A 21,317-nucleotide genomic window follows, 5' to 3' on the forward strand; every position below is an offset into this window, starting at 1 on the left:
GTCGCCGACTCCTTGGTGGCGGTGGACGCGGTTGCAGCCGCGGGCACCTTCTCGGGTTCGGGCTCCGGCTCGACCGCGGTCGGACGCGGTCCCAGGAACCGGCCGCCGAGCTTCACCTCGGTGGGACCGCCGCGCTTGACCGAGTCCAGCAGCAGCTGCGCGACGTCGACGACCTCGACCTTGCCTTCGGACTCGGTGCCGCTGGTCCGTGCGGTCACACCGTCGGTGAGCATGACGCGGCAGAACGGGCAACCCGTCGCCACCTTCTTGACCTTGTCGCCGGTCGTGTCGCCGAGAGTGTCGAGTGCCTCGTCGACCCGGTCGATGTTGATGCGCTTGCCGATCTGCTCTTCCATCCACATGCGGGCACCACCGGCACCACAGCACATGGACCGTTCGCCGTGACGCGGCATCTCGGTGAGGGTCGAGCCGGCCGCGCCCATCAGCTCACGCGGAGCGTCGTAGACCTTGTTGTGACGGCCCAGGTAGCACGGGTCGTGATAGGTGACATCCTCGCTGATCGGAGCGACCGGGACGAGGCGCTTCTCGCGCACGAGGCGGTTCAGCAGCTGCGTGTGATGGACGACCTCGTACTTCGCGCCCAGCTGCGGGTACTCGTTGCCCAGTGCGTTGAAGCAGTGCGCACAGGTCACGACGACCTTCTTGCGCTGCTCCGGCGCGGTCGCGAAGACCTCGCCCAGCATCTCGATGTTTTGCTGCGCGAGCATCTGGAAGAGGAACTCGTTGCCCGCGCGGCGAGCGGAGTCGCCGGTACACGTCTCGCCCTCGCCGAGGACCATGAAGTTGACCGCGGCCATGTCGAGGAGTTCGGCGACGGCCTTCGTGGTCTTCTTCGCGCGATCCTCGTAAGCGCCGGCACAGCCGACCCAGAACAGGTACTCGAAGCCCTCGAACGACTCGACGTCCTTGCCGAAGACCGGGATCTCGATGTCCATCTCGTCGATCCAGGCGGTGCGCGCGGAGGCGTTCTGGCCCCACGGATTGCCCTTGTTCTCGAGGTTCTTGAACATGCCGGCCAGCTCGGTCGGGAAGTCCGACTCGATCAGGACCTGGTAGCGACGCATGTCGAGGATGTGGTCGACGTGCTCGATGTCGACGGGGCACTGCTCGACGCAGGCGCCACAGGTCGTGCAGCTCCACAGGGTCTCGGTGTCGATGACCGCACCCAGCGCCTCGGGATCGAACTCACCGTCCACCGCTTCGATGGCCTGTCCGCCGCCGAGGTCGCCCTTCGACTCGCCCACGAGCTTGCGTGCTGCCTCGGCCCGCGCCGCCTCCGGGATGGCGTTCAGCTTGTCCTCGAGGACGTTGCCGTCCGCGTCGACCAGGCCGACCTCGTCGCCGCCCATGTCCTTGCGGCCGCCGGCCAGCAGGTAAGGCGCCTTGGCGTTGCCGTGATCGCGCAGCGACATGATCAGCAGCTTCGGGCTCAGCGGCTTGCCGGTGTTCCACGCGGGACACTGCGACTGGCATCGACCACACTCGGTACAGGTGGTGAAGTCCAGCCAGCCCTTCCACGAGAAGTCCTCGATCTTGCCCGCTCCGAACGCGTCGACGTCGGGATCGGCGGTCTCCATGTCGAGGACCTTGCCCTGGCTCATCATCGGCTTAGCGGCACCGAGGGCGACGCCGCCGTCGGCCTCACGCTTGAAGTAGATGTTGAAGAAGGCCGAGAAGCGGTGCCAGGCAACGCCCCAGCTGATGTTCATGCCGACCATGGCCAGCCACACCATGCCGCTCATCAGCTTGATGACGGCGAAGATCGACACCAGCGTCGGCGAGGCCGGCAGGATCTTCGCGACCTGCATGGTGAAGAAGTCGGAGTAGGCGTTCGCGTGACCGTAGGTCGCGATCTTCGATGCCTTCACCAGGATCATGCCCAGGCCCTCGAGGAGCACGATGATCTCGACGAAGTAGGCCGGTCCGAAGCGCGAACCGCCGAAGCGCGACAGTCGCTCGGGGACCCGCGGGTGGTTGAGCTGACGGATCGCGATCAGCACGAGGATGCCGACCACGGTCGCGATGCCGAGCAGCTCGTCCCACAGGTGCCACGCGAACGTGTCACCGAAGACGGGCCAGTGGAACTCGGGGTTGATGGACTGGCCGTAGGCCTCGAACCACAGCAGGAAGCCGCCGAGGAAGCCGACCATCACGAGCCAGTGCGCCCAGCCGACGGTGCGGAACTTCGCCATCCGCGTGTGGACGATGAACTCCTTGAGCATCGTCATGAAGCGCGGCAGGATGGGCCAGAAGCGGGCGCTGTCCACCTTGTGTCCGAGCTTGATGGTGCGGTAGATCCGCACCACGCCGCCGAGGAACAGGTACCAGCAGAACAAACTGACCACGGCAGCGGTGGTGCCGAGGGCAATGGTCGTGGCTGTCACGGGCTCGTACCGGCCTTTCGTCTAGGTCGTCCGCCGCCGGGTCGCGGGACGCGAGGCTGGGTACCACGGGGCGGTGTACTACAGGTAACCGTAATTCGTTGCGCCACCGGCGCGCTGCCAAGGCTGGCCTAATTACGCTGGTCTACCTCATGAGCGATGATACTCGCGAGTAACTTACTGTCGAGTCAGGGTGGCCGAGGCCACGTCCGTCCCGCGGGTCGTCACGGGGTTCATCGCGTGAGCGCGACCTTCTCGAGCTCTTCGAGTGCCGTGTCGAGGTGCGTGAGCAGGCGCTGCAGGCTCGGGAGCTGGGCGCGCGCGCCGATCAGACCGAAATTGATGTGCTCGGCGGTGCTGGTCACGGTGATGTTGAGAGCGAGCCCCTCCATCGGAATGGAGACGGGATACACACCGTCGAGGCGGGCGCCGTTCCAGTACAGGTGCTTCGACGGCCCGGGCACATTGCTGATGATGATGTTGAACTGCGGTGGGACGTACTGCACGAACCCGGGCACGGTGGCGAAGGCCAGCGGGGCGAAGTTGGCCGCGCCCAGCGCGAGCGCCTGCAACGGACGAAGGCCCCGCACCACCGATTTGCTGTGCCGGGCCGAGTCGACGAGCTTGTCGAGGCGGCGTTCGGGGTCCGGCTCGTCGGTCGCCAGGCTGACCAGGATGGCGGTCACCGCGTTGCCTTCGTCGTCGCCGTCGGTGTGCATCGACACCGGTACCGCGGCGATGAGCGGAGCGTCGGGCAGCGCATCCTGGTCGATGAGGTAGGACCGCAGCGCCCCCGAACACATCGCGACGATCACGTCGTTGAGGGTGATGCCCCGGGCATCGGCAACCGCCCGCAGACGATCGAGCTCCCACTGCTGGGAGGCGAAGCGGCGGGCACTACCGATCGCGACGTCGAGGATCGTGCGCGGAGCGCGCCCCAGCGGGGCGACGAACTCCGGGTCTCGAAGACCGGCCACCGCGACCTTCGCCGCGGCGGGTCCGATGCCGGCGATCTGGCCTGCGACGTTCGCCAGCCCCGACACCCGGCTGCGCAGGCTCGGAGCGGGGCGCGGACGCCGACGTTCGGCCAGCGCCGGGTCCCAGGGGGCGGTCCCCGACCTGTCGTCGGGATCGTCGGACAGTGTGCGTTGGAGCAGCCGCAGCGCGGAGACGCCGTCCACCAGCGAGTGGTGGACCTTGGTGTACAGCGCCACTCGGCCGTCGTCGAGGCCCTCGATGACGTGGACCTCCCACATCGGCCGGAAGCGGTCGAGCAGAGCCCCGTGGTTGAGGGAGACGTAGCGCAGCAGTTCGCGGACGCGCCCCGGGCGGGGAAGGACCGTGCGCCGCACGTGGTAGTCGAAATCGATGTCGTCGTCGAAGGACCACGCCACGTTGCCGAGCAGGGTCACCGGCGATGCCGGACGTTTCCGGAAGAGCGGATGGACGTCGGTGCAGCCGCAGAACGCCTCGACGATCTCTTCGGCGAGTTCGCTGGAGGACTGGCCGTCGCGCGGCACGAAGAGCTGGAGGCCCCCGACGTGCATCGGTTGCTCGCGCGTCTCGGCCAGCAGGAACATCGACGAGGTGACCGGCATGTACGGCATCGCACCATCACTTTCACAACACGGGATTGATGCGCACAGGCTGAGCGCGACCGAGATGTCACAAGTATCACGGGGCGACCGCGGTGCCCGGGCTGGAATGGCCATGTTGGGGACGGGCTCCCTACGTTGTAGGGGTGAGATCAGGTGCTCGTCTCGTCGTGCCGGTGCTGCTGGTGCTCGTCGAGCTGTGGATCACGGTGGCGATCACCTGGATGTACTTCGCGACGGTGGGCAGGATCGACGACGCGCAGGCGCCCGCCGCCCGGCCGACGGTCCTGGTGCTCGGTTCCCTCGTCCACGACGACGGGTCGCCCGGTGACTACGTGCGAGGCCGGCTCGACACCGCGCTGGAGCTGTACCGATCCGGGGGTGTCGGTCGGATCATCAACTCGGGCAACGGTTCCGACGAGGCCGGGAACGAACCCGCGGTGATGCGAAGCTATCTCGAGGAGCGCGGGGTGCCGTCACGGGTGATCGCCGACGACCCGGCCGGCCTCGACACCGCGGCGAGCTGCCGGCGTGCGCGGACGGTGTTCGGCGTCGACGAGGTGGTCGTCGTGACGCAGGGATTCCACCTCCGCCGCGCCGTCGCGCTGTGCCGACATCGGGGCGTCGACGCCCGTGGAGTCGCGGCCGGATGCGATTGTCCCGCCTGGACTCTCGCTCGCAATCATGTTCGGGAGACGGTGTTCGCCGGGCCGCGCGCGTTGCTGACCGCGGTCACCTGACCCTTCGTGGCTCGTCGACCTCGACGCGCTCCTTCGTCGCTTGCTCGGCCCGGCGGCTTGCGCTCCTCGCACCTCAGGGAGCAAGGGGGGTTGCTTCTTTTGGATTGGGGAGCAAGGGGTGTCACCACCAGCGCAGCGACCGCTGCAGATCGGCTTCGACGGCGGGGATCAGGCTACGGACGAAGGTCGCCGACAGGTGGTGGAAGTCGTGCCACACCAGGATGTTCCCGACGACAGCGGGGCAGTACCGGTCGTCGCACATGGCGTCGGTGTAGTCGAGGAAGCTCATGTTGGGGAACCGGCCGGACAGCCCGGCCGCGGGGTCGGCCGGTGCCATGGCCTGGGCCCGGGGTACGCCGCACACCTCGGGTTTGCGGCCGCTTGCGAGGCACTCGGGTGGCTTGAGTTGTCCGGTCGCCCAGGGGTTGTCGCGGACCGCGACGACGCGCTGCCCGCGATCGCGGAACTCGGCGAAGATCTCCTCATAGTCCTTGGGGACGAAGTCGCCGTCGCCGGACTCGACCGGGCGCGTGCTGTTGGTGAACACCACATCGGGCTTGTCGACGGCGAGTCGCTCCATGACGCGACGCGACCAGTCGTTGCATTGGTAGTACTTCTGGCCGAACCACGTGAAGACGTGCTCGGTCGTCAGGGCGCACCCGACCTTCAGATAGGTGGTCACGCGGAAGTTGTGGCGTTTGCCGATGGCGTCGAGTGCGGTGATCCACTGTTCGGCGTGCGAGCCGCCGACGAGCGCGATCGTCCGGCCGGCATTGACGTCGCCGTAGTACCCGACCTTGATCGACGGGTCCTTCCACCCGCTGATGATCGAGTCGTAGGAGGTGATGGGCCAGTCCATGTCGACCACGTTCGGGCTCGGCTGCGCGGTCACGTTCGGCACCGGCGCGCCGTCGAGGAACGCGCGCGCACCGGGGTACAGCCGCGGGTCGAGATTCTGGGTGTCGAGGGTGGCGTTGGCGGCGTCGCGCTGCCAGGTCACCGCGGCGACACCGGCCGCGACGCTGACGATCACCAGCACTGCCACGAGCGCGCGTCGGTAGCCGCGGGTGTTCTCGAACGGAACCCGCGCGGCCGGGCCGCGCTCCTCGTCTCCCGGCGTCTCGGTCACGGTCGCCGCCCGCGTCGGTCTGCGCTTCGCCGACCGCGCACGCAGCGGCGCCTCGACGTACTTGGTCGTGAGCCAGGCCAGCAGCACCGACACGGCCAGGATGGCGGTGCCCTCGAACCACGAGACGTCGTCCTGGTAGCGCCACGCGAGATAGAAGATGAGCAACGGCCAGTGCCACAGGTACAGCGCGTACGCGATCGAACCGAGCCAGACGAGGCGGGGATGTGCGAGGCCGCGGCTCACCCCGGAACGGATGGTGGTCTGGCCGGCGGCCGTTGCCCGATCGATCGGTGCTGTCTGCGACGATCCGACCCAGATGAGGACCAGCGTCGCACCGACCGGGACGAGCGCCCATGCCGCCGGATACTCCTGGACGCCGGCGATCCACCAACCGCACGTGATGATCAGACCGAGGGCGACGATCCCCAGGAGGTCACGTACCCGCTGCGACAGCGCGATCCGCGGCATCCACACCGCGAGCAGTCCGCCGACGAGCGGTTCCCACAGTCGGGCGACGGTGTCGTAGTACGTGAACGGCTGGTTGATGCCGTGGCGGTAGTTGGCCCACGCGAACGATCCCAGCGCGACGACGCCGAGCGCGATGCCGACGGTCCCGCGGACCACCTTGGGGTCGGCGAAGAACGCGGACCGTCGGCCCAGGGCGCGCAACACCCCACCCAGCGCCAATGCGCACACGAGGGTGAGGACGAAGAACTGGCCCTGCATCGACATCGACCAGAGATGCTGCATCGGGCTGTTCGCGGAGTCGGCTGCCGCGTAGTCCTGCGACTCGAACGCGAGATGCCAGTTCTGGTAATACAGGGCGCTCGCCTGCAGTTCGGCGCCCAGCGGCCCCCATCGCGTCGTCGGCATGATCAGTGCGATCAGCGCGGCGGTGACCGCGAGCACCAGCAGCAGCGCGGGCAGCAGCCGGCGGAGGAGCCGGGAGAACCGCGGCCACGGGTTGATCGCCGCGCCCCAGGAACTCGTCGCGGGCTGGGTGGCCAGTACGTGCTTGAGCAGGGAGGCGACGAAGAAGTAGCCCGACAGGGTCAGGAAGACGTCGACGCCGCCGGACACCCGGCCGAACCAGACATGGAAGATCGCCACCAGCGCGATCGCGATGCCGCGCAGCCCGTCGAGGTCCAGCCGGTAGCCGGACGTGTTGCCGGTCGCGGCATCCTCGTTCGGGGTTGCGACGGGTGTCGCGTCGGTCAGGGGCGTACGCACAGAGGGCGATGGTACTTGCCCGCACCTGAGGACTGCCCGGCACGAGCTGGGTGTCGTCGGACCTCACAGGAGACTCGTGGGTTCACCTCGCATGCGCGGAGTCGGGTGTCACCGCCGGCCGGCCGCCGTAACATCCCCCGCATGCTGCTCTTGTCGATGGGCGTCTCGGTGGATGGCTTCATCTCCGATCGCGACGGCAACTTCAACTGGTCGGTCCCCTCCGACGATCTGTTCGCGTTCCACACCGAGCGGGTCGGTGCACTCGGTGCCTTCGTGTGCGGCCGTCGGCTGTACGAGACGATGCTGGTCTGGGAGACGGATCCGCGGATGCGTGAGAACGAGGCGGATGCCGCGTTCGCCGACCTCTGGTCCGCACTGCCCAAAGTGGTCTTCAGTCGCACCCTCACGACGGTCGAGGGCAACGCCCGGCTGGCCCAGGGATCGCTGGCCGACGAGCTCACCGCGGTGCTGGACTCGACCGACGCCGACGTGGAGATCGGTGGCGCCGACCTGGCCCAGCAGGCCATCGAACTCGGATTCGTCGACGAATTCCGTATCTTCCGGTACCCGGTCATTGTCGGCGGCGGTACACCGTTGCTGCCGCCGGTCACCGACACGGTTCGGCTCGAGCTCGCCGAGACCCGGACCTACGGCGGCCAGGTGATCTACGAGCGGTACCTCCGCGTTCGCGACGACACCTAGGTGCATCCAGCCGGGCCTCGACCCGCGCACCGATTCGTTCTCGGTGCGTCTAACCCTTCAGTCACACCGATCGCCCCGGCACCCTGTCGAGCAGCCATTGCATGCCGACAACCAGGGGAGATTGCACATGACAGCACGACGATCGGTCGCGATCATCGGGGCCGGGCTGGCCGGGACCAGCGCGGCGCTCGGGTTCGTCGACGCCGGATTCGACGTCACGCTCTACAGCGACCGGGACCGCGAGTCCCTACGCGACAAGGTGCCGCCGACCGGAGTCGGCGTCCTGTTCGGAAAGCCTCGCGAATGGGACGCGGAGATCATCGACGACCTGTACGAGGTCGGCAACACCACCGGCATCAGCGCTCGCCTGTACTCGGGTAGCGGCGACGAGCGCGCCGCGGTCCTCGAGTTCAACCCGGACTACGGTTACGTCGCCCAGGCCGTCGACCTCCGCCTGCGGGCCGACGACCGTCTGGCCCGATTCCTGGACCGTGGTGGCCGATTCGAGGTGGGGCAGGTCGGTCTCGACCGTCTGGACGCGATCGCCGCCGACGCCGACATCACCCTCGTGGCCACCGGCAAGGGCGGACTGTCGACGCTCTTCCCCGTCGACGAGTCACGCACGCATTACCGGGAACCCCAGCGCCGTCTGCTGCAGGTCACCCTGACCGGTGTCGACCACGGTCCCGAGTCCTTCGCCTACCGCAGCAGCGCGGGCGGCGACCACTCGCTGTTCAACCTCGACGCGCAGAACGGTGAGATCTTCGTCGGACCGTTCCTGCACAAGGACGCCGGGCCGACGTGGTCGTTCATCGTCTTCGCCAAACCCGACGGAGCGTGGGCCGCCCGTATCGACGACGTCCACGACGCCGTGTCTGCCCGCCAGACGATCTCGGGCATCTTCGCCGAGTACTTCCCGGAGGACGCGCCCGTCGTCGACCGGCTCGAGGTCATCGAGTCCGATCCGGTGTCGTGGCTCAAGGGTGCGGTCACCCCGACCGTGCGGCAGGCTGTCGCCTCCACCGCGGGCGGGCATCCGGTCGCGGCCATCGGCGACACCGCCATCGCCGTCGACCCGGTCGCGGGGCAGGGGGCCGCGAACACCCTGTTCCAGGTCGCCGAACTCGTCAAGGCTGCACGGGACCACGAGGGCGAGTTCACCGCCGAGTGGCTGTCGGCGGAGTTCGAGAAGCACTGGGAACGCCGCGGACGGGCCGCTGTCGAGGTCACCCGGCTGTATCTGGGCGACCCCGACTACGCGACCCACCTGGAGTTGTCGTTTCCGGCTGCCGCCGTCAGTCCCCCCATCGCGTCGGCCCTGTTCGGTCTGCTCTCCGAGCCGAATCCGCTGCTCGGTCTGCGGACCCGCGAGGACGTGGAGGGCTTCATCGCCGCGGTGGCCGGAGAGCCGCACGACGAGGTCCTCGCCCGCTTCGCGCCGGCCGGACAGTTCACCGGCGCCGCCCCGGCGGCCGTGAGCGCCTGACCCGCCGCCCGCACTCTGTACCTCGCCGCACCTCGCCGCCCGGACCGGACGGCGAGGTGCGGTCGTTCGTGCACGCGAATCGGACGCCCCGTCCGAAAGCGGCACCCGTGATGTGATACGAACAACATCGTCGTTCGAGTCGGCGCCGGAGGGGGCAGATGTGAAGTCGGGGTGGACGTTGGCCGATGCGCCTCCGCAGACCGGACGGCTCGCCGTCGTGACCGGCGCGAATTCCGGGATCGGACGCGAGATCGCCCTCGGTCTGGCGACGCTGGGCGCCCGTGTCGTGCTGGCGTGCCGCAATCCACAGAACGCGGCCGAGGCTCACGACTACATCGCGGGAAAGGTCCCCGGCGCCGAGCTGGAGACCGTCGACCTCGACCTCGCGAGTCTGGATTCCGTCCGTACGGCCGCCGGCGAGATCTCCCGACGTCACACCCGGATCGACGTGCTGGTCAACAACGCCGGGGTCATGCGGGCGCGTCGTGAACTGACGCCCGATGGCTTCGAGATGGACTTCGGCACAAACTATCTGGGCCACTACGCACTGACCGGACTGCTGACCGGCCGTTTGCTGGCCGCGGATGCGGCGCGGGTGGTCACCGTCGGCAGTCATGTCCATCGCGCCGGCACCATCGATTTCGGCGACCTGACGATGGAACGCACGTTCAGCACCGCCGGTGCCTATTCGCGCTCGAAGCTCGCCCAGATGATGTTCGCACTCGAACTGGACCGTCGGATGAGAAGCGCTGAGGTGTCGGCGATCTCGCTGGCCTGCCATCCCGGCGGTACCCGGACCGGGGTGATGCGGGAACAGAGCAAGTTCCTCCAGTGGGCCTATCACGCCCCGTCGCTGCGATGGCTCACCGACCGGTTCATCATGGACCCGCCCGACGGTGCCCTGCCGGTCCTCCGTGCGGCTGCCGACCCGAAGGCGCAGGGCGGCGAGTACTACGGTCCGGTGGGCAGTCTCGGACTCGTCGGTCGACCCGTTCTGGTGGAACCGGCGGTAAAGGCCAAGGACCTCGCTGTCGCCGCCCGGCTGTGGGACATCGGGGCCGAACTCACCGGCGTGACCATCGATCTCGGGCCGTCTCCTGCTCCCTGATCCGGAAGAAGCGTCACCCATCGCTCCCTGAGGTGCGAGGAGCGCAAGCGACGAGCCACGAAGGGCCCCGCCGACCCTCGTCAGATCGCGAACCGCCCCGCGAACGACCGCAGCGGTAGGTCCGCGCTCGTCACGATGCCCGGAGCCGCCGCGACGACCGACTTGATCGAGTTGAGGGCGGGCAGCCCCGTGACGGTCATGCCGATGGACGCGAAGTTCTCGGGCTTGGAGAGGTCGAAACCCTTGCGCGGGAAGATCATGTGCTTGGAGTAGATGTTCGGGTCGCCGGTGACCTGGGTGATGTAGCAGCCCTGGATGTTCCACGAGGGATCGGTGTGCGGGGTCATCTGCCATTCGAGGTGGGATTCGACGCGCGCCACTCCGTCGACCATGCCCTGGTACCTGATGTAGCTTCCGCCGAGCGAACCCTGCGGTAGCTGGTACCAGCCGAGGTCGACGTCTTTGGTGCAGGCACCCAGCTCGTAGGAGAACGTCACCTCGTCGAGTTCGAGATCGAAGGCATCGGCCATCAGATAGACGGAGTCCGCGAACACCGCGGTGTACTTGTAGAGCGAGTCGGGGATGCTCGGGTCGTCGACGGGCAGGCCGTATCCCACCGCCTTCCACGTATCGACGGAGTGGTGGCAGGAGACGTCGACGGACTCGATGACGGTGATGTTCTCGATGTCGGCCACGTCGGCGGTGTGCACGATGCCGAGGATCTGTGCCAGACCGGGATTCATGCCGGTGCCGTAGAAGGTGGCGCCGCCTCGCTCGCAGGCCTCGGCGATGACCTCGCTGACCTTGCGTCCCGAATGGTGTGGGTGGTTGGTGTCGCGATGGAATCCGGTGATCCAGTCCGCGGTGGTCACGATATTGATTCCGGCCTCGAGGACTTTGACGTAGAGGTCCTCGTCGGGGAACACGCCGTGGAATGTCAGCACATCCGGACGCGCGGCGATGATCTCATCGACCGTGCCGGTGGCCGTCACCCCCACTGGTTCGAGGCCGACGATCTCGCCGGCGTCACGGCCGATCTTGTCGGGTGTATAGCAGTGCAGCCCAACGAGTTCGAGATCGGGATGCGCCTGGATACGGCCGATCATCTCGGTGCCCAGATTACCGGTGGCAACCTGGAAGACCCGGAGGCGTTCAGTGCTGGTCATGGCAGTTCCTTTCGAGGCGTGAAAGATTCAGGACTGCGCGGCGGCACGCAGTGCGTCGAGCTCGGAGCGGTGGATGCGGACGAAGTCGTCGCCCGCGGACGGTTGCACCGCGCCGCTCGGTGACGCCGGATCGGCGCCGTCGGGGCCACCGTCGGGGTAGAACTGGCGAGCCCACTTCCGGAGTGCGGTGAAACCCTCGAACTCCCTCCGGGACAACGCGGGTGGGTCGGAATAGCGCTGGTGGGCCCAGATGTCGATGTCGGCGGCGAACTGCTCGATGACGAGATCGGCCAGGACGGTGCCGTAGCGGCTGATCTCGCCGGTCTCCTCGCCCGGCTTGCGGCCGATCCACACGGTGAACCGCACGTCGGAGGTGTGCTCGTCGACCGGGGTGACCGCGGGCATCGTGCGATTGTCGACCATGCCCCAGCTCTTGGTCACCGAACAACCGAGCCCGGCGTTGATCGATTCGACCCCGCTCGTGGCGCTGTCGAGTGTCGCGCCCTCCTCGAAGGCGATCGTGAAGTCGACGTAGGACACCGGGCCGTCGAAATCGTGTCGGGTGAACTCCGGCATGAACGGCGTCTTGTGGACGAACTTGAAGTGGGCGAAGTCGACGCCGTTCTCCATGATGTACTGCGGATGGATCTCGAGGCCCGGCCGGAAGAGGGTGGCGGCCGGGACCGGCGGGTAGTAGTCGGCGGCGGTGCGGTCGTCGCCGAAGTCGCCGAAGATGTCGGGCACGTCGAAATGCGGTGGGCGACCGTCGGTGTCGTGCCAGATCCAGACGGCTTCGTTGCGTTCGACGACGGGGTAGCTGCGGATGCGGCGCCCCCGGTTGGGGTGCTTCTCATATGGGATGCAGACGTTGCGCCCCTCGCGATTCCACTCCCAACCGTGGAACGGGCACACGAGGTTCTCGCCCTCGACGTGTCCGCCGTGGCCGAGATGTGCACCGAGGTGTTCGCAGTACGCGTCGAACACCGAGACCTGTCCCGATCGCGACCGCCAGGCGACCATCTCGCGGCCGAAGTACTTCATCGTGTGCACCGACCCCACCGGGATCTCCGAGCACCAGGCGACCTGAAACCAGCCAGTGGGTGTCATCGACAGGGGCGTTCTCGCCATGCGGCAACGGTAGGTCCCGCGAACCGAGAATGCAAGAGGGTTCTGTGAAAACCGTCGCGGCTGGTCAGCTGGCGGTTTCCACCAGCTCCGGACTCGGCGACGTCGCATCCATGACCCGGTGGATCTCGGCCGTGAAGTCCTCGGCGGCCTCGATGTTCGATGCGTGGCCGGTGTCGAGGACGACGAGGCGATCGAGCTGGCCGCGGACCGAGAGCGCATGCGCGATGCGCTGGGTCATCGCGTGCGGCAAGAGGAGATCGTGTCGACCGCCGATCACGGTCGTCGGCACCGAGATCGCCTCGGCGCCGGTGGGTCCCATGGCCAGCTGGAGAAGCGCCACCGCGGCCTTGGCGCGGGAACTCGGCGTGCACGAGCGGGTCATCGCGAGTACGAAAGCGGCATGGTCCACCGTCGCCGACCGTCCGTTGAGGACGCGATGTCGGATCACGCTCCGCGTGAACCGATCTCCGGGGAACGGGATCGGCACCGACAGCGCCATCTGCAGGAGCCACAGCGGCGCCTTGATCGGACCGTTGACGAGGGGCAGCACACGGCTCTCCGTGGCGATTCCGCCCCATGTGGTGTTGGCGAGAATCATTGCCGCGGCGCGTGACTCGGCCTGGTCGTGATGCCGGTGGGCCCACGCCTGAAGGGTGATGCCGCCCATGCTGTGGCCCACGAAGACGGCCTTGTCGGCATCCGGGACCGTCTGGGACACAACCGTGGACAGATCGTCTGCCAGCACATCCGAATCGAATGTCCGCCGGCCCCAGGTGCTCTCACCGTGTCCGCGCTGATCGTAGGCGATCACGTGATAACGCCCGGCGAGCGCGTTGATCTGCGGATTCCAGTACTCGATGCAGCACGACCAGCCGTGGACGAGTACCACCACCGGCGCGCCGACCGGTCCGTGGTGGGCGACGCGCAGGCGCGCGCCGTCATCGGTGACCGCCCAGGAGGTCCGGTCGGGTTCCCGGCTGTTGAAGAGAGCGTCCACGTACACGCGGTTGCGGAGGCGGCGACGCGCCTCGGCAGGTAGAAAACCGGCCAGCGCGTGTCGGGCGGCTCCGATGCCCCCGGCTGCGTTCATGTCGTCCTCCTCGGACCGCAGGTGACACGTGTCACAGCGGATTCCCAATGATACAAACTCGTGTCCGGTGTTCCTAGGGTTTCCGGCTTTCGGTTTGTGTCATATGTCGGGTTGGCCCGAACCGGCCGGGTGCCCGCTCGAATCATGGTCGTCCGCACTTCGTCGCCGGCGGGTCATCGGACGGGTAGCCCATGAGCGGTCGACGGAAACATCTCGCCGGTCAACGCAGTGCCGGCAGGCGAGACTACGATCGGCGATCATGGTTCCCGCCGAATCCAGCACGCGTGCCCGTCGGGTGAACCGGCGTGGCCAGGCGACACGCGACGCCATGCTCGACGCCGCGCTCGCTTCGCTGGCCTCCGGCGACCCCGCGTCGGTGTCGGGCAACCGGATCGCGAAGGACATCGGCGCGACCTGGGGAGCCATCAAGTATCAGTTCGACGACATCGACGGCCTGTGGGCTGCCGTCCTGCACCGGACCGCCGAGCACCGCGGCGATCTGCCGGTGAGCGTGAAGCCCGAAGCACCATTGGCGCAGCGGGTCGCGGCGATCGTCGACCTGATGTACGACGGGCTGACCGCGCCCGAGTCGCGGGCGATCGAGACCTTACGGGCCGCCCTGCCACGGGATCCGGACGAGCTGCGTCGACTGTTCCCCAAGACCGCCGCCGAGTTCGCCTCGTGGGGGCCGTCGTGGATCGACTCGTGTCAGCGCGCCTTCGCCGACCTCGACATCGATCCGGAGCGTGTGCGCGAGGTGGCGGCGTTCCTTCCCGGGGCCATGCGAGGCCTGGTGTCGGAGAAGCAACTAGGCAGCTTTCAGGACCAGCAGCTGGCGCGCCGCGGACTGGCGAGGGCCATCGTGGCGCTGCTCGCGGGCTGAGCAGCCGGCGGGACCTTCGCGGCTCGCGAACTCGCTCCTCAGTATGTGCGGCCTGGCGGCCGTCGTTGACTACGAAGAACTCCGCTCCCTGAGGAGCGAGCTTGCGCGCCCTCCGCAGGCTCCGGGCGCTCCTCAGGGAGCAGGGGTGGATCGCTTCTTCGGATCAGGGAGCAGGAACTCGGTCCGGCTCAGACGCGCCGGGCCACGTACCGGGCGCCCTCGAGGGTCATGCCGTTGACCGAGTAGAGCACGTGCAGGGCGTTGGGGCCGCCGACCGGAGCACCGTCGCAGATGGTGTCACCGGGGATGCAGTAGCGAACAGTGCGGCTGCGGTACGGCGCGGCGACCTTCACCGGGGGAGCGCCGATGTCGTCGATGAAGCGGTCCGACGGGGCGCCGTAGAGCACGATCGCGGCGACGTTGCGCGCCATGTTCGCCGGCAGCGGCGGCGGCACGAAACGGTCGTAGGTGGCGTACCGCGCGGGCAGATCCAATCCGGCGTGGACGGAGTATCCCGCGACCACGGCGCCTTGTGAGTAACCGCCGAGGACGACCTTGGTGCCCGGGCACTTCGTAGCCAGGTACTTGATGCGGTTCTGAGTGGTGCGGACGCCGTCGGCGACCGTCCGGGCGAACTTCAGCCGATTGTTGAACTGATCGCTCGCCGGGTAGGGGACGCCGTAGCTGCTGACGGACCGGCCCGGCAGCTGCGAACGGACGGCCTCGACGAACGAGATGCCGGTCAGGCCGAGCGGGGGAGACGACTCGGCGGTGCCGCGTGCGAACACCACCTCGACGTCGGAGCACGAGGGTGCGGCCTGCGCGGTCGGTGCGCCGACGGCCACCGCTCCCGTGATCGCAGCGATGACACAGAGGACGGAGACACTCAACCGTTTGATCACCAGGCCCATGGTAGAGATCACGATCGCTCGAGATAAGGGCTTGATGATCCCAAAGATCGAGGCAATCGAGAGCCATCCGGTAGGCGGTCCGATACGAACGACCGGGTTGAGGCTGATACAGAAGTACGATCACGTGAATCGTCGGGCACGCCGGCGGTACGTAGCGAGGATGAGTGCCAGTGGACACAGACGTTCATTTCAAGATCGCCGAACTGGCGCGGCAGATGCATGCGGTGCCGGAGAACACCGAAGACACCACCGGTGAGGTTCTGGACTCCATCACCGCAGGGGCCGTCGAATATGTTCCCGGAGCCCAGTACGCCGGTGTCCTGCTCGTCGACCAGAAGAAGAACTTCGACACCCTGGCGCCGACCGACCCGCTGATGAACGAGGCCGACCGGCTCCAGAAGGAGACCGGAGAGGGGCCGTGCCTGCAGGCCGCATGGAACCACCACACCGTGCTCGTGAACGACATCCGCGCCGACAAGCGGTTCCCGGCCTTCTCGGCACGGGTCGTCGACGAGACGCCGCTGCGTTCCAGCCTGTCGTTCCAGCTCTTCACCGACAAGGGAACGATCGGTGCGCTGAACGTCTTCTCGGCCGACACCGACGCGTTCGGCGACGAGTCCGTGGAGGTCGGTTTGCTGTTCGCCACCCATGCCGCGCTCGCCCTGCGAGCGGCTCGCCAGCAGGAACACTTCCGCAGCGCATTGGCCAGTCGGGACGTCATCGGCCAGGCCAAGGGCATGATCATGTACCGGTTCCGTATCGACGCGGTCGCCGCCTTCGCACTGCTCCGGAAACTGTCGCAGGACACCAACACCCCGCTCGCGAAGGTCGCCGAACAACTCATCGAGCGCGAACTCGCCGAGTCCGCGGAGGAGAGTGCGTCCTGACCCGGCGCGCCCCCACCGTCGACTGGGCGTTGAACAACAGCACCAGCACCCGGTCGCGACTAGGTTGGGGCTCATGCGCAGCCGGCACGTGAGTGTGGTCATCGATTCAGCACCCGAGAGCGTCTACGACTTTGCCGCCGAGCCCGACAATCTGCCTCGATGGGCTGCGGGTCTGGCCAAGTCGGAAGTGACCCGGCGCGGCGACGAGTTGCTCGTCGAATCGCCGATGGGCACCGTCACCGTCCGATTCGTTCCCCGGAACTCGTTCGGCGTCGTCGATCACGAGGTGCGGCTCCCCGGCGGCGACACCGTGTTCAATCCGCTGCGGGTCCTGGCGCATCCGGACGGCACCGAGGTCGTCTTCACGATCCGGCAGCTGGCCATGTCCGACGACGAGTTCGACCGGGACACCCAGATGGTGGAGAAGGATCTCGCGCAGCTCAAGTCATTGATGGAATCGGTCGGTCCGGCATAGTCTCCCGCCGGCGGAGCGGTCCGGCGTCACTTTCGCTGCACGGCGAAGTCCGCAGAATACGCGCGCCGAAGTGCTTCCCACTCGGCCGAGCTGACGCCGAGCGCGTCTGCCACGTAGGCGGCGACCGCATCGGCCACCAGGGCGACCCTCGCCGGGTCTTCATCGGTGGTCTCGCGTACCGCCTCGCCTGCGATGCCGCCGAGGGTGTGCTCCCCGTCCGGAATCCACAGCAGGTCCGTCGCCCCCGGGCTGAGGTGGAACGCATCGGTGAGCCATTCCGGACCACGAGTCGACAGCGGCGAGTCGTCCTTGCCGCCGGCGACGACCAGTGTCGGGGTCGTCATCGTCGAGAAGTCGGGGCGCATGAACGGCAGGTGTTCACGCGCATACTCGCTCAGGCTGTCGCCGGTCCCGGCCGTCGCGATCAGCGCGCCCGCTCGCACAGCTCGATGTGCGAGATCCGCGCCGACGACCCCGTCGGGCCCGATCACACGCGCGCCGAGGAGCGTGCCCACGGTGTGGCCTCCCCAGGAGTGGCCGACCGCGGCCAGTCGATCGATGTCGACCCGGGCACGGAGGTCCCCACCGGCCGCGACCAGAATCTCGTCGAGGTGGTCGATCACGGCGTGGGCGTCGTCGATCCGCGCGCGCCAGAGGGTCGCGAAGCGCGGGTCGTCGAACCCGATCCCGTGGCGCCGGGAATCGAGGTGTGTCGGTTGTACGACGACGAAACCCGAAGCGGCCCAACGATCGACAAGCGGTGCATAACCGTCCATCGACCAGGCGTTGCCGTGGGAGAACACGATGACCGGGAGGCGATCACCGGTGCTTGGGGCGGTGACCTTCACTGTCAGGGGGAACGGCCGGTCCGAGGTGGGGACGACGATGGGCTTGACGGCGACGATCTGGCGGGCGGGGAGTTCGGCGGACACGAGACTTCCTTCGGATAGCGGGACGGTAAGCGCGATAATCTGAGCGGAACGATGTTCCGCCAAACTAGCGGAACAATGTTCCGCGAGCAAGGGGTGGAAGGTGTCCGAGGTCAAAAACGCACGTCAGGTGCAATCAGAGCGCAGTCGCACGGCTCTTCTCGATGCGGCGGCTGCGGTGTTCGTCGAGTCGGGTGTGCAGGCCCCGGTGCGTGACATCGCCACGCGCGCCGGTGTGGGCGTCGGCACCGTCTACCGGCACTTCCCGACGCGCGCCGAACTGGTCACCGCCGTGTACCGGCACCAGGTCGACGAGTGCGCGGCGCTGGCGGAACAGCTACTGGCCGAACGCGTCCCGCCTCGGGCGGCCCTGTGTCGGTGGACGTCGGCGTTCACCGACTTCCTCGTCACCAAGCATGGCTTGAGTGACGCACTCAGCTCCGACGATCCGGGCCTGGTCGACCTGCACGCGCTCATCTTCGACACCCTCGTGCCGGCGTTCGCCTCATTGCTCGAGCCCGCGCAGGCGGCGGGGCAGGTCAACGAGGACATCTGTGCGTTGACGTTTCTGCGGGCGATCGGGAACCTGTGCATCGTCGGCCCCGGGTACACCGACTCCGACGCGCGGGCGATGGTCGATCTGCTGCTGGTCGGGTCCGGCGCAGCGTCGGCCGGCCTCGACGACGCGGGGCGATGAGAACGGGCACGCGTCGAAGTCAGTCCTGAGGAGAAGCGACTCTGACGGAACACGACTTCGAGGAGAAGCCCATGACGCACCGCCGACTGTTCTTCATCCACGGCGCGGGCGGGTACGTCGACGACGGACCGCTCGCCGAGGCGCTGTCCGCGGCACTCGGCGCGACGCTGGACATGCCGGAGTTCTCCGACGACGACATGTCGATCGAGGCGTGGGCGCGCCCGATTCGGGAGGGGCTGGCGGGGCTGGACACCGCCGACGCCGTCGTCGCGCACTCGTTCGGAGCGACGGTGCTGGTGCACATCCTCGCCGAGGCCGATTCTCCGGTCCCCGAACACGTTGTGCTGCTTGCGATGCCGAACTGGGGACCGGACGGTTGGGATGTTTCCCAGTACGTGCCCGCCGACGCCGACGCCCCGCTCCCTGAGGTGCGAGGAGCGGGGCGACGAGCCTCGAAGGGCGTCGCCCTCCACCATTGCGCCGACGACGCAGTGGTGCCCGTCGAGCACCTGGATCTGAACGCGCAGGTCCTGGCGTCGGCGACGGTGCATCGTCACCCGGTGGGTGGCCACCAGTTCGATGGGCTCGCCGATCTCATCGCCGCCGATGTCCTGGCCGCCGACGTTCATGCCGCCGACGTTCATGCCGCCGGATTTCATACCACCGATGTGCTTGCGCGCGGGCGGGGTGGCCCCGACCCTGAGTAGGAACACGACCCGAGATCCGGAGGGCCCACATGGACGAGCGCCGATGAGCGACCACAGTTCGGCCGACTCCGAGTCCCGTGGGGTACCGGCCGCGTCACCGGCGGGACGCTGGCTGATCGTCGCGGCGGTTCTCGGCTCGGGCGTCGCGTTCATCGACGGCACGGTCGTCAACGTCGCCCTACCTGCCATTGCAAGCGACCTCGACACCGGTTTGCGCGGCCAGCAGTGGGTGCTCGACGGGTATCTGCTCACGCTGAGCGCGCTGCTGTTGATCGGCGGCGTCGCCGGTGATCGCTACGGCCGTCGTCTCGTCTTCGCCGGTGGTCTGGCCGTGTTCGCCGTCGCGACCGTCGCGTGCGGGCTGGCACCGACCGTCGAACTCCTCGTCGTCGCGCGGATCGCGCAGGGGGTGGCCGCGGCCGCGGTGGTCCCGGGCAGTCTGGCGTTGATCAACGCCGAGATCCAACCGTCGGATCGCGGTGCCGCGGTGGGGCTGTGGGCCGGGATGTCCGGCGCCACCACCGCGCTCGGGCCGTTCCTCGGCGGCTGGCTCGTCGACGCGGCGTCGTGGCGATGGACGTTCCTGCTCAGCGTGCCGCTCGCCCTGGGCGCTCTGTGGATCGCGATCCGGCACGTGCCCGAATCGAAGGGCGCGCCGTCGAATGCTCATCTGGACGTGGCGGGTGCTCTCGCTCTGACCGTCGGACTCGCGGGGGTGATCTACGCGCTGATCGAGGGGCCGTCGAGCGGATGGACCGGCGTGACCGTCGCCGCCGGGGTGGTCGGCGTGATGTCGCTGGTGGGATTCGTCGGGATCGAATCCCGGGTCGAGGCGCCCCTTCTGCCGCTGGGGTTGTTCCGATCGTCGCAGTTCACCGGAGCCAACCTGACGACACTGCTGGTGTACGCGGCTCTCGGTGGTGCGCTGTTCCTGCTGGCCCTGCAGCTGCAGCAGAGTCTGGGCTACTCGGCGTTCGAGGCCGGCGCGGCGATGTTCCCGAGCACGTTCATCATGCTGTTCGGGTCGCCGCTGGTCGGCAAGCTGGCGCAGCGGACCGGTCCCCGGCTGCCGATGACGGTCGGCCCGCTGATCGCGGCCGGCGGGTTCGCGTTGATGTCGCGGGTGGAACCGGGGGCGGGCTACCTCGGGTCGGTGTTGCCCGGGGTGCTGCTGTTCGGCGTGGGTATGACGGTCACCGTCGCGCCACTCACCTCGGCTGCGCTCGCCGCGGTCGACGACGCACTCGCCGGCACCGCGTCGGGCGTGAACAATGCGGTCGCGCGGCTCGCCGGGCTGCTGGCCGTGGCGGTGCTGCCGGCGGTGGCGGGGATCGATGCGGGACCGGGTGATCCGCTCGGCGACGGCTTCCGGGTGGCGATGTACATCTGCGCCGCGTGCTGTGCGGTCGGTGGAATGGTGGCGGCGTGGACCATCAGGTCGAGCACCGACGTGCAGCCGCAGGTGCGGGCGGGCGTGGACGCCGCGTGCCAGGACGCGGCGACCCGGGCAGGTTAGGCCCGACGTTCACCGGTGCCGGCCGCGATGGCCCAGAGCACGAGGATCGGCTGGAAGAACAGTCGTGTCAGTCGCTTCTGGTCGGTGTCGAGCCCGAAGGCGTCGATGTGCTCGACGTACTGATTGATGTTTCCGGGGAAGATGACGACGAAGAACGCGGCCACGATCCACGACACCAGCTTGCGGTGCCGCGGCAGTGCGATGAGCGCGGCTCCCAGGGCGATCTCGACGCCACCGGAAGCCAGCACCACGAAGTCCTTGCTGAACGGCACCCAGTCGGGGACCTGCGCCTGGAACTCCTCACGCTGCACGGTCAGATGACCCACACCGGCGATCGCCAGGATGGCGCCGAGCGCGATGCGGGCGATGGCCCGGCCCAGCGGCTGGCGGGTGGTGGTCGGTGTGAAGATCGACATGCAGGCTCCTCGGGTGGGCGTCGCTTCGGTTGTACCGCACTTCGTGGCGGGCGGGGTTTCGGACGGTCGACGCCGCAGAGTTCGCGTCCGCGTGAGTCTTGGCGTGGATTTCTGGCACAG

At 67.9% G+C, this 21,317-nt stretch carries 19 protein-coding genes; 10 read left to right on the top strand and 9 right to left on the bottom strand.

All coding sequences use genetic code 11. From position 1 onward, the window contains the following. Nucleotides 1-2,405: (Fe-S)-binding protein (locus tag ACFW3F_RS18675; RefSeq protein ID WP_388059980.1), on the bottom strand; the 2,405-nt coding region annotated here is incomplete at its 3' end. Between the two features lie 230 nt (nt 2,406-2,635). After that, nucleotides 2,636-4,009 carry a wax ester/triacylglycerol synthase family O-acyltransferase gene (locus ACFW3F_RS18680; RefSeq protein ID WP_388059982.1) on the bottom strand — a complete coding sequence of 458 codons (1,374 nt, stop codon included), beginning with the start codon at nt 4,007-4,009 and terminating at the stop codon, nt 2,636-2,638. A gap of 212 nt (nt 4,010-4,221) precedes the next feature. On the opposite strand from ACFW3F_RS18680, the gene ACFW3F_RS18685 reads away from it, so the two are divergent. Further along, entirely contained in the window at nt 4,222-4,737 is a 516-nt protein-coding gene (locus ACFW3F_RS18685) for a vancomycin high temperature exclusion protein (protein WP_388060066.1), read from the top strand. A 121-nt stretch (nt 4,738-4,858) separates the two neighbouring features. On the opposite strand, the gene ACFW3F_RS18690 is transcribed toward ACFW3F_RS18685, so the two are convergent. Further along, entirely contained in the window at nt 4,859-7,096 is a 2,238-nt protein-coding gene (locus tag ACFW3F_RS18690) for an acyltransferase family protein (RefSeq protein ID WP_388059984.1), read from the bottom strand. Between the two features lie 141 nt (nt 7,097-7,237). Here ACFW3F_RS18690 and ACFW3F_RS18695 point away from each other — a divergent pair, with 141 nt between their 5' ends. The 3 genes from ACFW3F_RS18695 (at nt 7,238) to ACFW3F_RS18705 (ending at nt 10,392) form a co-directional block, all read left to right on the top strand. Further along, a complete protein-coding gene (locus tag ACFW3F_RS18695) occupies nt 7,238-7,798 on the top strand; it encodes a dihydrofolate reductase family protein (RefSeq protein WP_388059985.1) in 561 nt (186 codons plus the stop codon). A 127-nt stretch (nt 7,799-7,925) separates the two neighbouring features. Then, a complete protein-coding gene (locus tag ACFW3F_RS18700) occupies nt 7,926-9,284 on the top strand; it encodes a styrene monooxygenase/indole monooxygenase family protein (protein WP_388059987.1) in 1,359 nt (452 codons plus the stop codon). Nucleotides 9,285-9,444: 160 nt separating this feature from the next. Next, complete coding sequence (locus tag ACFW3F_RS18705; protein ID WP_388059989.1) at nt 9,445-10,392, top strand: oxidoreductase; 948 nt, start codon at nt 9,445-9,447, stop codon at nt 10,390-10,392. 80 nt (nt 10,393-10,472) lie between these two features. On the opposite strand, the gene ACFW3F_RS18710 is transcribed toward ACFW3F_RS18705, so the two are convergent. From ACFW3F_RS18710 to ACFW3F_RS18720, 3 genes are all read right to left on the bottom strand, one after another. Continuing rightward, nucleotides 10,473-11,558, bottom strand: a complete 1,086-nt coding sequence (locus ACFW3F_RS18710) for a dihydrodipicolinate reductase (protein WP_388059991.1) — start codon at nt 11,556-11,558, stop codon at nt 10,473-10,475. Nucleotides 11,559-11,585: 27 nt separating this feature from the next. After that, nucleotides 11,586-12,686 (bottom strand): Rieske 2Fe-2S domain-containing protein, encoded by a 1,101-nt coding sequence (locus ACFW3F_RS18715; protein ID WP_388059993.1) that lies wholly within the window; start codon nt 12,684-12,686, stop codon nt 11,586-11,588. Between the two features lie 64 nt (nt 12,687-12,750). Continuing rightward, the gene (locus ACFW3F_RS18720) at nt 12,751-13,776 is read right to left on the bottom strand and encodes an alpha/beta fold hydrolase (RefSeq protein ID WP_388059995.1); all 1,026 of its coding nucleotides are present in this window, start codon (nt 13,774-13,776) and stop codon (nt 12,751-12,753) included. 259 nt (nt 13,777-14,035) lie between these two features. On the opposite strand from ACFW3F_RS18720, the gene ACFW3F_RS18725 reads away from it, so the two are divergent. Further along, nucleotides 14,036-14,659 carry a TetR/AcrR family transcriptional regulator gene (locus ACFW3F_RS18725; RefSeq protein ID WP_388059997.1) on the top strand — a complete coding sequence of 208 codons (624 nt, stop codon included), beginning with the start codon at nt 14,036-14,038 and terminating at the stop codon, nt 14,657-14,659. A gap of 188 nt (nt 14,660-14,847) precedes the next feature. Here the strand turns inward: ACFW3F_RS18725 and ACFW3F_RS18730 are convergent, their stop codons facing one another. Next, nucleotides 14,848-15,570 (bottom strand): cutinase family protein, encoded by a 723-nt coding sequence (locus tag ACFW3F_RS18730; protein ID WP_388060068.1) that lies wholly within the window; start codon nt 15,568-15,570, stop codon nt 14,848-14,850. A 170-nt stretch (nt 15,571-15,740) separates the two neighbouring features. On the opposite strand from ACFW3F_RS18730, the gene ACFW3F_RS18735 reads away from it, so the two are divergent. Together ACFW3F_RS18735 and ACFW3F_RS18740 are read left to right on the top strand one after the other, a co-directional pair. After that, on the top strand, nt 15,741-16,457 hold the full coding sequence (locus ACFW3F_RS18735) for a GAF and ANTAR domain-containing protein (protein ID WP_388059999.1): 717 nt from the start codon (nt 15,741-15,743) through the stop codon (nt 16,455-16,457). A 73-nt stretch (nt 16,458-16,530) separates the two neighbouring features. Beyond that, nucleotides 16,531-16,932 (top strand): SRPBCC family protein, encoded by a 402-nt coding sequence (locus ACFW3F_RS18740; protein WP_388060001.1) that lies wholly within the window; start codon nt 16,531-16,533, stop codon nt 16,930-16,932. A gap of 26 nt (nt 16,933-16,958) precedes the next feature. Here the strand turns inward: ACFW3F_RS18740 and ACFW3F_RS18745 are convergent, their stop codons facing one another. Beyond that, on the bottom strand, nt 16,959-17,864 hold the full coding sequence (locus ACFW3F_RS18745) for an alpha/beta hydrolase family protein (protein ID WP_388060003.1): 906 nt from the start codon (nt 17,862-17,864) through the stop codon (nt 16,959-16,961). 100 nt (nt 17,865-17,964) lie between these two features. Here ACFW3F_RS18745 and ACFW3F_RS18750 point away from each other — a divergent pair, with 100 nt between their 5' ends. The 3 genes from ACFW3F_RS18750 to ACFW3F_RS18760 all read left to right on the top strand — a co-directional run bounded on the left by ACFW3F_RS18750 (nt 17,965) and on the right by ACFW3F_RS18760 (nt 20,781). After that, entirely contained in the window at nt 17,965-18,558 is a 594-nt protein-coding gene (locus ACFW3F_RS18750) for a TetR/AcrR family transcriptional regulator (protein WP_388060004.1), read from the top strand. A gap of 71 nt (nt 18,559-18,629) precedes the next feature. Then, entirely contained in the window at nt 18,630-19,265 is a 636-nt protein-coding gene (locus ACFW3F_RS18755) for an alpha/beta fold hydrolase (RefSeq protein WP_388060006.1), read from the top strand. A 43-nt stretch (nt 19,266-19,308) separates the two neighbouring features. Beyond that, entirely contained in the window at nt 19,309-20,781 is a 1,473-nt protein-coding gene (locus tag ACFW3F_RS18760; protein WP_388060008.1) for an MFS transporter, read from the top strand. On the opposite strand, the gene ACFW3F_RS18765 is transcribed toward ACFW3F_RS18760, so the two are convergent. After that, nucleotides 20,778-21,197: a hypothetical protein gene (locus tag ACFW3F_RS18765; RefSeq protein ID WP_388060010.1), complete on the bottom strand. Its 420-nt coding sequence runs from the start codon at nt 21,195-21,197 to the stop codon at nt 20,778-20,780. The genes ACFW3F_RS18760 and ACFW3F_RS18765 overlap by 4 nt on opposite strands. Between the last annotated feature and the right edge of the window lie 120 nt (nt 21,198-21,317).

Origin of the sequence: Gordonia sp. NPDC058843, from assembly GCF_042743165.1 — a bacterium.
In the GTDB taxonomy this organism is placed as follows: Bacteria; Actinomycetota; Actinomycetes; order Mycobacteriales; family Mycobacteriaceae; genus Gordonia.

What these genes read in the sequence shown, in the direction of transcription:
- ACFW3F_RS18740 (WP_388060001.1), top strand. Translation starts at nt 16,531, where the DNA reads ATGCGCAGCCGGCACGTGAGTGTGGTCATCGATTCAGCACCCGAGAGC.
- ACFW3F_RS18710 (WP_388059991.1), bottom strand. Translation starts at nt 11,558, where the DNA reads ATGACCAGCACTGAACGCCTCCGGGTCTTCCAGGTTGCCACCGGTAAT.
- ACFW3F_RS18730 (WP_388060068.1), bottom strand. Translation starts at nt 15,570, where the DNA reads ATGGGCCTGGTGATCAAACGGTTGAGTGTCTCCGTCCTCTGTGTCATC.
- ACFW3F_RS18695 (WP_388059985.1), top strand. Translation starts at nt 7,238, where the DNA reads ATGCTGCTCTTGTCGATGGGCGTCTCGGTGGATGGCTTCATCTCCGAT.
- ACFW3F_RS18765 (WP_388060010.1), bottom strand. Translation starts at nt 21,197, where the DNA reads ATGTCGATCTTCACACCGACCACCACCCGCCAGCCGCTGGGCCGGGCC.
- ACFW3F_RS18680 (WP_388059982.1), bottom strand. Translation starts at nt 4,009, where the DNA reads ATGCCGTACATGCCGGTCACCTCGTCGATGTTCCTGCTGGCCGAGACG.
- ACFW3F_RS18760 (WP_388060008.1), top strand. Translation starts at nt 19,309, where the DNA reads ATGAGCGACCACAGTTCGGCCGACTCCGAGTCCCGTGGGGTACCGGCC.
- ACFW3F_RS18715 (WP_388059993.1), bottom strand. Translation starts at nt 12,686, where the DNA reads ATGGCGAGAACGCCCCTGTCGATGACACCCACTGGCTGGTTTCAGGTC.
- ACFW3F_RS18685 (WP_388060066.1), top strand. Translation starts at nt 4,222, where the DNA reads ATGTACTTCGCGACGGTGGGCAGGATCGACGACGCGCAGGCGCCCGCC.
- ACFW3F_RS18755 (WP_388060006.1), top strand. Translation starts at nt 18,630, where the DNA reads ATGACGCACCGCCGACTGTTCTTCATCCACGGCGCGGGCGGGTACGTC.
- ACFW3F_RS18720 (WP_388059995.1), bottom strand. Translation starts at nt 13,776, where the DNA reads ATGAACGCAGCCGGGGGCATCGGAGCCGCCCGACACGCGCTGGCCGGT.
- ACFW3F_RS18725 (WP_388059997.1), top strand. Translation starts at nt 14,036, where the DNA reads ATGGTTCCCGCCGAATCCAGCACGCGTGCCCGTCGGGTGAACCGGCGT.
- ACFW3F_RS18700 (WP_388059987.1), top strand. Translation starts at nt 7,926, where the DNA reads ATGACAGCACGACGATCGGTCGCGATCATCGGGGCCGGGCTGGCCGGG.